Source organism: Pseudomonas caricapapayae (genome assembly GCF_001400735.1).
Classification (GTDB): Bacteria; Pseudomonadota; Gammaproteobacteria; order Pseudomonadales; family Pseudomonadaceae; genus Aquipseudomonas; species Aquipseudomonas caricapapayae.
Genome location: NZ_LJPW01000030.1, coordinates 19,616 through 30,196, shown reverse-complemented (window position 1 = coordinate 30,196; position 10,581 = coordinate 19,616). Strand labels below are relative to the sequence as shown.

The 10,581-nt window shown below is 61.7% G+C and carries 11 protein-coding genes; 4 read left to right on the top strand and 7 right to left on the bottom strand.

Annotated elements, in window-relative coordinates; translation table 11 throughout:
* Positions 1–110: 110 nt before the first annotated feature.
* The 5 genes from ALO80_RS03880 to ALO80_RS03860 form a co-directional block, all read right to left on the bottom strand.
* Positions 111–1,571: an aldehyde dehydrogenase family protein gene (locus ALO80_RS03880; protein ID WP_055008013.1), complete on the bottom strand. Its 1,461-nt coding sequence runs from the start codon at positions 1,569–1,571 to the stop codon at positions 111–113.
* Positions 1,572–1,755: 184 nt separating this feature from the next.
* Positions 1,756–2,613, bottom strand: a complete 858-nt coding sequence (locus ALO80_RS03875) for a GNAT family N-acetyltransferase (RefSeq protein ID WP_055008012.1) — start codon at positions 2,611–2,613, stop codon at positions 1,756–1,758.
* A gap of 35 nt (positions 2,614–2,648) precedes the next feature.
* Entirely contained in the window at positions 2,649–3,833 is a 1,185-nt protein-coding gene (locus tag ALO80_RS03870; RefSeq protein WP_055008011.1) for an NAD(P)/FAD-dependent oxidoreductase, read from the bottom strand.
* Between the two features lie 24 nt (positions 3,834–3,857).
* Positions 3,858–4,250 (bottom strand): RidA family protein, encoded by a 393-nt coding sequence (locus ALO80_RS03865; RefSeq protein WP_055008010.1) that lies wholly within the window; start codon positions 4,248–4,250, stop codon positions 3,858–3,860.
* Positions 4,240–5,376, bottom strand: coding sequence for a DSD1 family PLP-dependent enzyme (locus tag ALO80_RS03860; protein ID WP_055008009.1), 1,137 nt, complete (start codon positions 5,374–5,376; stop codon positions 4,240–4,242). The genes ALO80_RS03865 and ALO80_RS03860 overlap by 11 nt, the downstream gene beginning before the upstream one ends.
* 95 nt (positions 5,377–5,471) lie before the next feature.
* Here ALO80_RS03860 and ALO80_RS03855 point away from each other — a divergent pair, with 95 nt between their 5' ends.
* Both ALO80_RS03855 and recR read left to right on the top strand, forming a co-directional pair.
* Complete coding sequence (locus tag ALO80_RS03855; RefSeq protein ID WP_055008008.1) at positions 5,472–6,356, top strand: LysR family transcriptional regulator; 885 nt, start codon at positions 5,472–5,474, stop codon at positions 6,354–6,356.
* Positions 6,357–6,466: 110 nt separating this feature from the next.
* Positions 6,467–7,069 carry a recombination mediator RecR gene (gene recR, locus ALO80_RS03850; RefSeq protein WP_054985950.1) on the top strand — a complete coding sequence of 201 codons (603 nt, stop codon included), beginning with the start codon at positions 6,467–6,469 and terminating at the stop codon, positions 7,067–7,069.
* Positions 7,070–7,100: 31 nt separating this feature from the next.
* Here the strand turns inward: recR and ALO80_RS03845 are convergent, their stop codons facing one another.
* Both ALO80_RS03845 and fliK read right to left on the bottom strand, forming a co-directional pair.
* Positions 7,101–7,424: an EscU/YscU/HrcU family type III secretion system export apparatus switch protein gene (locus tag ALO80_RS03845; protein ID WP_003370273.1), complete on the bottom strand. Its 324-nt coding sequence runs from the start codon at positions 7,422–7,424 to the stop codon at positions 7,101–7,103.
* Positions 7,424–9,052 carry a flagellar hook-length control protein FliK gene (fliK, locus tag ALO80_RS03840; RefSeq protein WP_054985951.1) on the bottom strand — a complete coding sequence of 543 codons (1,629 nt, stop codon included), beginning with the start codon at positions 9,050–9,052 and terminating at the stop codon, positions 7,424–7,426. Before fliK ends, ALO80_RS03845 begins: the two co-directional genes overlap by 1 nt.
* Before the next feature lie 190 nt (positions 9,053–9,242).
* On the opposite strand from fliK, the gene ccmA reads away from it, so the two are divergent.
* Positions 9,243–9,884 carry a cytochrome c biogenesis heme-transporting ATPase CcmA gene (gene ccmA, locus ALO80_RS03835; RefSeq protein ID WP_055008007.1) on the top strand — a complete coding sequence of 214 codons (642 nt, stop codon included), beginning with the start codon at positions 9,243–9,245 and terminating at the stop codon, positions 9,882–9,884.
* Positions 9,881–10,552, top strand: a complete 672-nt coding sequence (gene ccmB / locus ALO80_RS03830; RefSeq protein ID WP_055008006.1) for a heme exporter protein CcmB — start codon at positions 9,881–9,883, stop codon at positions 10,550–10,552. The genes ccmA and ccmB overlap by 4 nt, the downstream gene beginning before the upstream one ends.
* Positions 10,553–10,581 lie beyond the last annotated feature (29 nt).

The window sequence follows — 10,581 nt, the reverse complement described above, 5'->3', positions numbered from 1 at the left end:
CGCCGTGTGACGCAGAGCGTTACGAACTGCATTCCAGCGCGGAGCGTCGACACGATAGTCGTCCGCGCTTTTAGCCCAACAGCTCAAAAAACGCCTATCACAAGCACCACTCAACAAAACCCCACGATAGCCTTGGTCTCCAGATACTCTTCAAAACCCTGCACACCGTACTCGCGGCCGTTACCCGAACGCTTATAGCCACCGAACGGAGCCATCGGGTTCCAGGCGGGATAATTCAGATGCACCTGCCCGGCACGAATACGCGAAGCGACCGAACGTGCCAGAGCAAGATCCTGCCCCTGTACATGCGCGCCGAGACCGTAGACCGTGTCATTGGCGATCGCCACGGCCTCGTCAACCGTGTCGTAGGCAATCAGGCACAGCACCGGGCCGAATATCTCTTCCCTGGCGATACGCATGGAAGAGTCCACTTCGGAAAACACCGTTGGCCTCGCATAGAAGCCTCGCTCATGACCGTGCACACGTCCTGGACCGCCGCAGACCAGCTTCGCGCCCTCGCTCAGCCCTGCATCGATCATGGCCTGCACGCGGTGGAACTGTGCCTCGTTGGCAATCGGCCCCAGAACTGTGTCTTCCGACTGCGGATCACCGACAATAATCGCCCCGGCCGTCTCGGCGGCCAGCGCTTCAACTTCTGCCAGCCGGCTCCTGGGCACGATCATCCGCGTCGGCGCACTGCACGACTGGCCAACATTGCGGAACGCGGCCATCACTCCGGGTGGCACGGCTTTGGCGAAGTCGGTGTCAGGCAATAGGATGTTTGGCGACTTGCCGCCCAGTTCCTGGGTTACCCGTTTGACGGTCAGTGCGGCAGCCTGCGCAACCAGTGCACCTGCGCGATTGGAACCGGTGATCGAGATCATGTCGATGTCAGAGTGCGCCGCCATCGCACCGCCCACCTCGGGGCCGCTGCCATTGACCAGATTGAATACCCCCGGTGGCAGACCGGCGTCATGCACCAACTGTGCGAACAGTAAGGCGCTCAGCGGCGACAGTTCGCTGGGTTTGAGCACCACCGTACAGCCAGCGGCAATGGCTGGGGCAACTTTTGCAGTGATTTGATACAACGGCCAGTTCCATGGCGTGATCAGGCCGCACACGCCAATGGGCTCGCGTTCAATCGCCGTGCCGCCTTCGACGTTCTGGAAGCGATAGGTTGCCAGCAGGTCACGCGCAACACGCACATGTTCTGCGGCAAGCGGTACCTGCATGGCCCGCGCAGAACTGATCGCAGCGCCCATTTCCAGCGAGATCGCCTGCGCCAGTTGCTCCTTGCGCTCGAGAATAAGTGCATGGATCCGGCCGATTATCTCGGCCCGAACGTGCGGCGGGGTGCCGGACCAGCCCGCAAAGGCTGCGCGTGCTGCCGCAACCGCCCGGTCGACATCGGCGGCTGTGCCGCTGGCGACATGCGCCACGACCTCTTCAGTTGCAGGGTTGATTACCGCAATACTGGTCGGATCGAGCGGCGCAGACCAGCGGCCATCGATATAGAATTTCTGCGCAGTGTCGGGGTCGACGCGATGGCTGTTCAAGGACTGTGTGGTCATCCAGCGGGCTCCCTGGAGCGATGATGGGCAAGGCCAGGCCGTTTGAGATCGGGCCGTTCGATAGCCATAAGCTAACAAAGCGTTCGGGATAAAAAGCGCCGATCTGCGAAGCTGCAAAGAATATTCTGCTGTATGCATCCCGCTAACATCGCGGACCTGTTTCGGCGCTTTATCCGCGCTGATTTCAGCCAATCGCCTGAGTCACCAGCGCAAACTGCCGTACGTCACGACTCGATGGCGGAGGCGTCCCGAGCACCATGCGCGGTGCCCTGTCGACACATGGCAGGCCCAGGTGCTCAAGCCACGGTGCCAGTCCGCAATCAGCCAGAATGTCGAAGCGCACGAACATGCCGGGTATTCGGTGCAGGAGGTGGGCAATCATGCGCCGGGCCTGATCTGTATCACGGGCGACCAGCGGGCCGATGATATGACCCCGGCCGAAGCGGCGCAGCAGGGCGATACCCTGTAATTGCCCTTGGTGTTCGATACCGACCGCCTGCTCTGCATCGCGGAGCAGATCGGTCAGCACGGCGGTGCGGTCCAGACCGCTCCCTGCGTTGGCCAGTCTGATCAATTGCGCATGGTCCGCTGCGCCAAGCGCGCGAATGGGCAAACCGTCGCTCGGTGTCGCCAGGCCTGACCCATCAGGAATGCCCTGATGCTGCTGGATTCGCGCAAAATCGACGAAACCAAGGCTGCGATAAAGTGGCGCGCCCAGTTCTGTGGCGTTGAGGATGGGCGTGCGCGGTGCGGTTGCGTCAAGGCACAGGTGCATCAGGCGGCGGCCGATGCCTTTGCCCTGATGCTCATCGCTGACAATCACCAGGCCGATCGATGACCAGTCGCCCTGATGGCAGGTGAATGCCACGCCAACCAGTTGGCCGTCATGCTCGGCGACAAAACCTTCGGAGGTGCGTTGCACCATTGCCCAGTCCTCTTCGCGGTGCGGCCATTTGAGGTTGAGCGAAAGGGCATGCGCGGCCGGAATATCCGCTGCAGTTACCGGGCGATATCGATAGTGTGCATCTGGGGACGTGGACATGGGGGCTCCGTTATAAAGGTCAGGGGCGGTTCGGCTCATACGAGTTTGCCGCTACTCATCAGGCTGGACGTGAACGGCATCGCGATGGCCGTCGGGTCGGTAAAGCGGCGAATATCGAACGGGCTGATCAAGGTGCGCGTGCTGCCGGTGCTGATCAGTTCGGCCATCACATCGCCGACACCGGGCCCGAGCTGGAAGCCGTGGCCGCAAAAGCCGAACGCATAGAACAGACCGTCCACCTTGCCGCTACGGCCCATGATCGGCAGTGAGTCCGGTGTGTAGCTCTCGATGCCGCTCCAGACACGGATGATGTTCAGCTTCTCCGCGCCTGGCAAAAGGCGTTTCATTTGCTTCATCTGGTTGATCAGACTTTCCGGCTTGAAAAAGGCCCGGCGGTTGATCATGTCAGGCGTGATGCGGTTACCGCCGCCGATGATGATGTTGCCGCGCGGGATCTGCCGGAAATAGATCACTTCTTCCTTGATTTTGGTAAACACCCCGATCACCGTCGGCAGTGCGTAAGGCACCGGTTCGGTCACCGACATCTGAGGACCGTTCGGCTCAAGGGGGACCGGCTCGCCGAATTGCTCCGCCAGTCTGGCCGCCCAGGCTCCGGCAGTGATGAGCAACTGTTCGGCGATGAATAATTGCCCAGCGGCAGTGGTGACATGAAACTCACCGCCCACCTTCTGCACATTGATCACCTCGGTGCGCTCTTCGATTCTGGCCCCGGCCCGGATCGCCGCCCGGGCAAATGCCGGGGCCGCCAGGCGTGGGTTGGCATGGCCATCGTGAGGCGCATGGGAGCCGCCTTTGACTTCAGGCCCAAGGAATGGAAAACGTTCATGCAGGGCCTTGCCGGAGAGAATCTGCAAATCCAGCTCTCGCGCTTCCGGGGCCGCGGCGTAAGCTTCCAGTTCAGCGATTTCGTCATCGCGATAGCAGACGCGCATATGCCCGCTGGGGATGAACTCCAGATCTTCGCCGATCAGCTCCGGCAGGCGTTTCCACAACGCCCATGAACGATTGGACAGTTCCAGCTGGCCGAGAAACCGTCCCTGGCGGCGCACGTTGCCGAAATTCACTCCGCTGGCGTACTGGCCGATCTGGTCTCTTTCCAGCAGGGTTACCGAGCGACCGTGCCGGCGCAGGAAAAAAGCTGACGACGAACCCATGAAACCGCCGCCGATAATCAGAACATCACTTTTTTGTCGGGTCATGAGCTGCTTCCGGTCATGTTCAATTCATCGCCCGCTGCGGGCCAGAGCTTCGATTTCGATCAGATAGCCGTGGTGCAACTCCGCGACCGGCACCACAGCGCGGGCCGGACGATGTTCGCCCAGATAGCCTGCGTAGATCCGGTCGAAAGCAGGCCAGTGCTGGATACCTGCGACGTAGACCGTCACTTTGAGCAGATCATCCGTGCCGCAACCTGCAGCACCCAATATCGCGAGCAGATTGTCCAGCGCAAGCGCGGCCTGGACCTCGAACGGTTGTTCGACGCTGGGGCTGCCATCGGCGCGCACCGGGAGTTGCCCGGACACATGCAGCGTGCCCTGATGCAACACTGCCTGTGAATAATGCCCGCCTGGCGCAGCGGCCAGTGCCGTGCGAATCAGTTCGATATCACCAGCCATGCAGGCGACTCCAGGTGTGGACTGCGCCGTCGGCATCGCAGGCGTGGTAGTCCGGGAATTGCGCCCCGGTCGCGCACGCATGATTGGGCAGAATGCGCAATCGGCTGCCGATGGGGAAACACGCAGTGATGTCTGCGTGGCTGTCTGCGGCAAGCGTGATGATGCCGTGCTCCTGATTGGCACCGGTCACCCGCGCGCCTTCGATCCATTCACCGGTTTCCGTACACACCTGGCCGTAGCCGAAATCCTGACGCTGGCGTTGGGTGCCACGGTCCCGACTCATTGCCATCCAGCCCGCGTCGACAATGATCCAGCCCTTGTCCCGCTGGTGGCCGATGACCGTGGTCAGCATGCTCAGAGCCAGTTCATCTTTCCTGCACACGCCAACGTTGTGCATCACCAGGTCGAAGAATACATAGACCCCGGCGCGCACTTCGGTGACGCCTTGCAGGCTCTGCGCCGACAGCGCGGTAGGCGTCGAGCCGATGCTGACTTCCGCACAGGGCAGTCCTGCCTGGCGAATGCGCTCGGCAGCGCAGACACAGAGCCTGCGCTCCTGTTCAGCCAGGGCTTGCAGCGCTTCAGGAGTGTCGAGGTCGTAACTGGAGCCGGCATGGGTCATGACCCCACGCAGGTGCATACCGCCCTCGACCAGGGTTCTCGCGACTTCGACAAGCGAGGGATCCTCCACGGTCAGCCCGGAGCGATGACCGTCGCAATCGATTTCGATCCAGACGTCGAAGCGCTCGTCACGGCTCTGACCGAAGGCGACCATCGCCTGGGCAGCTACGACGCTGTCGGTCAGGATGCTCAGGCGGCAGCCGCTGCGCCGCAGTCTGAGCGCCTGATCCAGTTTGCCGGGTGCAATGGCGACGGCATAGAACACGTCATCGATACCTTCGGCAAAGCAGTGTTCGGCCTCTTTCAGGGTCGACACCGTGACGCCGTTGGCACCTGCGGCAATCTGCGCCTGAATGACCGGCAGAGACTTGCTGGTCTTGACGTGCGGACGCAAACGCACGCCCAGGCCATTCATGCGTTGTTGCATGCGCAGGATATTGCGCTGCATGCGCGGTATATCAAGCAACGCAACAGGCGTATCGAGAGAAGACAGGGAAGCTGACATGGGCTGAGCTCGGGTGAAAGGTATGGCAGTGAGTCTACTCACGGATAATGAAGCTGTGGTTCAATGTGGCGTCATCAATCCTTAAGCTGAACTGAATGATTGCCCTTGAAGACCTGCGCCTGGCCGTGGCCCTGTCGCGCTGTGAGTCGCTGAGCGCTGCCGCCAGGGTTCTGAATGTTTCGCCGCCCGCGCTGTCGATGCGCTTGCGCAAGCTGGAGACGCAGTTGGGCATTACCCTGGCCAATCGCGATGCCAGGCGCCTGAGCCTGACGGCCGATGGCGAACGTTTCGCCCGGGAAAGCGCGCATTTGCTGGAGCAGCTGGAGGCTCTTCCGGAATCCTTCAGGCAGCGCGACGAACGACTGGCGGGTACGCTGCGTCTGGCAGCGCCGTTTGGTTACGGCCGCCAGCGCATCGCGCCGCTGCTGGCACGCTTTGCCAAACTTCATCCGCAATTATGTCTGCACCTGGACCTGCGTGAAACGCCTTGGCCGGATCGTCATGACAGCGACGCAGTGATTCACATCGGCAGCCTCAATGACAGCCTGTGGATCGCCAGACCGCTGGCGCAGAATCATCGCTGGCTGTGCGCCAGTGCGGCGTATCTCGAGCAGCATGGCGTACCCTCGACGCCTGAAGAGCTGGCCCGTCATCGCTGTATCTGCATTCGCGAAAACGATGAAGACGTCACCCTGTGGCACCTGAGCAAGGGCCAGGTGAAGAAGACGCTGCGCATCGAGCCGGCGCTGCTCAGCAACGACGGCTCGGTCGCCCGGCGCTGGGCCGAGCAGGGGTCGGGCATCGTGTTGCGCTCGCAGTGGGACGTCAGCGATGCCATTGCCAGCGGCAGGCTGGTGAGGGTGCTGGCCGATTGGCAACTGGCCAGCGCGCCGATCAACCTGCTGGTGCCCGTGCGCAAGCACCGCAGCGCGCGAGTGCAGGCGCTGATGGAGTTTCTGGAGACGGCCTTGAAGGCCTGATTCAGGAAAACACCGGTGCGCTGTTGGTCGCAGGGTTGAATACCTCAATTGACGCTCACGGCAACGCGCGGGTATAAACCGCGTCTTGTGTTTTTGTCGGATTTTTCTCCATGAGCTTCAGCCCCCTGATTCGCCAGTTGATCGATGCCTTCCGCGTACTGCCGGGCGTCGGTCAGAAAACCGCTCAACGCATGGCGTTGCAGCTGCTGGAGCGCGACCGCAGCGGTGGTTCGCGACTGGCGCAGGCGCTGGGACAGGCAATGGAGGGCGTTGGGCACTGCCGCTCATGCCGCACGTTGACCGAAGAGGAACTCTGCCCGCAATGCGCAGATCCGCGTCGGGATGACACGCTGCTGTGTGTGGTCGAAGGCCCGACGGATGTCTATGCGGTAGAGCAGACCGGTTATCGCGGTCGCTATTTCGTGCTCAAGGGCCATCTGTCGCCGCTCGACGGCCTGGGCCCGGAAGCCATCGGCATTCCGCAACTGATGGAGCGTATCAGTCAGCAAGGCACGTTCACTGAAGTGATCCTTGCCACCAACCCTACCGTGGAAGGTGAAGCGACGGCGCACTACATCGCTCAGTTGCTCCACGACAAGGGCCTGATTGCTTCGCGCATTGCCCACGGCGTACCGCTGGGTGGCGAGCTGGATCTGGTCGACGGTGGCACCCTGGCGCATTCGTTTGCAGGGCGCAAGCCGATTGCGCTGTGATGCCGGCCAGCGCTGCCGCTAATCACGCTAATCAATAGCGCGGCGTAATGTCCCGCTCGACAGGCGGGGCATCAGGGTCCTGACCTGCCGGGAACTTGCCTTTCAGGTGCCAGGCGAACGCAATGATTTCGGCAATCGTGCGGTACAGCGGCTCGGGAATACTGTCGCCCAGCTCCATGCGTGCCAGCAGCTTGACCAGTTCGGCGTTCTCGTAGATCGGCACTTCATATTCGCGGGCAATGGCCAGAATCGCCTCGGCCAATTGGTCGTCGCCCTTGGCGCTGAGTGTCGGAGCGTGCTGGCCGTCATAGCTGAGGGCAATAGCCTGGCGCGGAGTGTGGTCGGGTAGGCTCATCAGGCGTTCTCGTCGATCCAGCGTTGTTCGAGGGCGGTGCGCGGTCCGCTTGGCGGTGCGCCGTGACTGCAGGCCAGCTCGCCCACCGCCAGGCCGCAGGCTATCAGCCGTTCGCGCAGATACCCCAGCTCATGTTCGATCAATGCTGCGCTGTCGGGACGCTCGGCCCACAGTTGGCTGGACAGCGTGCCGCGCAGCAACTGCGCGTGCACCTGCAAGGGCCCCAACGGCTCGAGGTCGAACGCCAGATCGACTTTCCAGAGCTTTTCCCGGGTGTCCTTGATGTCGACATCGTCGCGGTCTTCGGCAGCTTCCTGATCAGGCTTGTCTTCGCGCTGCACCTTGACCTGCAACGGTACGATGTCGTGTGCGTTGCGCATGGGTACTTCCAGCTGCCAGGTGGTTACCTGAGTGCCATCAGCGTTGGTACGGGTCTGTTCCAGTCCGCCCAGTTGGTGGCTTTGCAGGCGCGAAACGGCGGCAGCGGCCAGCTTGAGCAGAATCTCCAGATCCTCTTCCTTCTCACCACCGCTGACATTGCGCGACGGCAGGGGAAAGCTGCTCGGCTGGGTTCGGGCGGCGACCAGTCCAAGCGTGCCCAGCGCATTGCGAATCGAATTGGGCATGGCACGAGCGAGGGTATTGGACGCCGCCGCGGCGCCGTAAGAGGTGTTGTCCGGCAGGCCGGGGAGGATCTGCGCGATCAGGCGCATCAGGTTGGCTTTCATGTCCGGCAACTGCGCGGGGTTCAGGCCGGCAAGCAGCTTCGCTTCCATAAATACCCCGCTGGCATTAAGTGCCTGCGCGACGCCTTTCGGGGTGCTCATCTGCTCGATGTCGGGCAGATCGGCCAGGAGCTGGTTGATGCTGGCTTGCAGCGGGGCGCTGATGCCTGAGTTGCCGGCATTGGCAGGGCTGGCCGACTGCAGGTTTTGCAAGGCGTTGATCAGGTTATCCAGCGAGCCCTGACGGTTTTGCTGAGCGGCCAGTTGCTGCGCCACGGCGAGTTGATCGAAGCGGCCGGGCAGGGCAACGAAGTTGAGCGCCTGGTTACCTTGTACCTGCGCGCTCAGCAGACTGCCGACCGTCAGCGGCTGCGGGCTTTCGATAGTCAGGCTGGAACCCGCCAGCGCAGTATTGAGCAGCATGACGATGGACCGGTAAACGGGTGTCGCGGCGGCCGGGTTCTGCGCGGCCAGTTGATTGACCGCCTGCGCGATCACCTGGCTGGTCATGACCTTGCCCTGCAACAGCGTGCCGACAGGCAATTGCTGCGTATCAATGCTGGTCATCGAGTTTTTCAGTGCGCTGTTGATCTGTTGCAGCGTCAGGGTCAGCTCGTTGGGTGACGCCTGCGCCACTTGCAGCAGGCTGCCGGGCGTGAACGGTACGCTGCTGGTGACCGGCAGGTTGGTCAGGCTGCCATTGGCGAGTACCAGGCGCAGCAGCAACTGGAAGTTCTGGTTGACCTGCTTGAGGGTCAGCACTTCGGCGTCGACGGTTTCGCCTTCGGGAATCAGATTTTCCGCCGATTGCAGCAAGGTCAGCACCTGGGCAGGTGAGATGCCGGCGCGCAGCAGTGTGGTGGTCGGGATTGTCGCCGGAACGCTGGTGATGTCGCCTGTCATTGAAATATCGACCTGAGGAAATTGCCCCTTTGATAACAGGACTCGCATGTATAATACCGGCCGAAACCGGACCGGCCGTCATTAACTTCTCTTCATGTAACGGCCGCATCAATTCTGACTTGAACCGCCTTTTACTCCGGATGTGTCTGTTTCGGTACATTTCGCGACGCAACAGCACTGGAAACGCTCGATGACCCCAGTCACCTCATTTTTGCAAGCGACGGCTCTGGCGTGTGAGCGGGACTGGCGAATGCTGTTCGAAAATCTTGAGCTGCAGGTGAACCCAGGAGACATGCTGCAGGTCAGCGGCCCCAATGGCAGTGGCAAGACCAGCCTGTTGCGTATGCTGTGCGGGTTGATGCAACCCACATCAGGCCACGTGTTGATCAACGGGCAGCCATTGGCCAGTCAGCCAGCAGCGCCGGGGCGCAGCCTGTTGTGGATTGGTCATGCGCCAGCGCTCAAGGATCTGCTGACGCCGCTGGAAAATCTTTTCTGGCTGTGCGCGCTCCATCAGCCAGCCGATGCCGATACCGTTCTCAAGGCGCTTGATGCGGTCGGGCTGGCAGGTTTCGAGGATGTGCCTTGTCACACCTTGTCGGCCGGGCAGCAGCGCCGCGTCGCACTGGCGCGTTTGTACCTGCCGGGTCCGCCCCTCTGGTTGCTCGATGAGCCGTTCACCGCGCTTGACCGCCAGGGCATCGACCAACTGGAACATCACCTTGCCGCGCACTGTGAAAAGGGCGGAATGATCATCATGACCACCCATCACAGCCTGACCCGTCTGCCCAAAGGCTATCGGGATATCGATCTGGGGCAGTGGTCCGCATGAGCAATGTTTTTGCCCTGCTGATCGTCCGTGAAGTCCGGTTATTGGCGAGACGTCCGGCAGAGCTGGCCAATCCGCTGGTGTTCTTTGCAATGGTGATCGCCTTGTTTCCGCTGGCCATCGGTCCGGACACGCAATTGTTGCAAGCCTTGTCGCCGGGGCTGGTCTGGGTCGCGGCGCTGTTGGCCTTGTTGCTGTCGCTGGACGGGCTGTTTCGCAGTGATTTAGAGGACGGTTCGCTGGAGCAGTGGGTCCTTTCGTCGCACTCGCTGGCCCTCCTGGCCGTGAGCAAAGTGCTCGCGCACTGGGTTTTTTCCGGGCTGGCACTGGTATTGTTGTCGCCCTTGCTGGCGATGATGCTGGGGCTGCCGGCGCGCTGCCTGCCGGTGTTGATGCTGTCGTTGCTGCTGGGCACACCGGTGCTCAGCCTGCTGGGCGCAGTGGGGGCGGCATTGACGGTAGGTTTGAAGCGCGGCGGTCTGTTGCTGGCATTATTGATTCTGCCGCTGTACATACCGGTGTTGATACTGGGTAGCGCTGCGCTGCAAGCCGCGTTGCAAGGCACGCCAGCGACCGGCTACCTGCTGTGGCTGGGCAGCCTGACTGCTCTGGCGATCACCCTGACGCCCTTTGCGATGGCTGCCGGCCTGAAAATCAGTATCGGTGAATAAATTGAGGTTCCGGGATCGAGAGCTCGATG

What these genes read in the sequence shown, in the direction of transcription:
- ALO80_RS03880 (WP_055008013.1), bottom strand. Translation starts at nt 1,571, where the DNA reads ATGACCACACAGTCCTTGAACAGCCATCGCGTCGACCCCGACACTGCG.
- ALO80_RS03875 (WP_055008012.1), bottom strand. Translation starts at nt 2,613, where the DNA reads ATGTCCACGTCCCCAGATGCACACTATCGATATCGCCCGGTAACTGCA.
- ALO80_RS03870 (WP_055008011.1), bottom strand. Translation starts at nt 3,833, where the DNA reads ATGACCCGACAAAAAAGTGATGTTCTGATTATCGGCGGCGGTTTCATG.
- ALO80_RS03865 (WP_055008010.1), bottom strand. Translation starts at nt 4,250, where the DNA reads ATGGCTGGTGATATCGAACTGATTCGCACGGCACTGGCCGCTGCGCCA.
- ALO80_RS03860 (WP_055008009.1), bottom strand. Translation starts at nt 5,376, where the DNA reads ATGTCAGCTTCCCTGTCTTCTCTCGATACGCCTGTTGCGTTGCTTGAT.
- ALO80_RS03855 (WP_055008008.1), top strand. Translation starts at nt 5,472, where the DNA reads ATGATTGCCCTTGAAGACCTGCGCCTGGCCGTGGCCCTGTCGCGCTGT.
- recR (WP_054985950.1), top strand. Translation starts at nt 6,467, where the DNA reads ATGAGCTTCAGCCCCCTGATTCGCCAGTTGATCGATGCCTTCCGCGTA.
- ALO80_RS03845 (WP_003370273.1), bottom strand. Translation starts at nt 7,424, where the DNA reads ATGAGCCTACCCGACCACACTCCGCGCCAGGCTATTGCCCTCAGCTAT.
- fliK (WP_054985951.1), bottom strand. Translation starts at nt 9,052, where the DNA reads ATGACAGGCGACATCACCAGCGTTCCGGCGACAATCCCGACCACCACA.
- ccmA (WP_055008007.1), top strand. Translation starts at nt 9,243, where the DNA reads ATGACCCCAGTCACCTCATTTTTGCAAGCGACGGCTCTGGCGTGTGAG.
- ccmB (WP_055008006.1), top strand. Translation starts at nt 9,881, where the DNA reads ATGAGCAATGTTTTTGCCCTGCTGATCGTCCGTGAAGTCCGGTTATTG.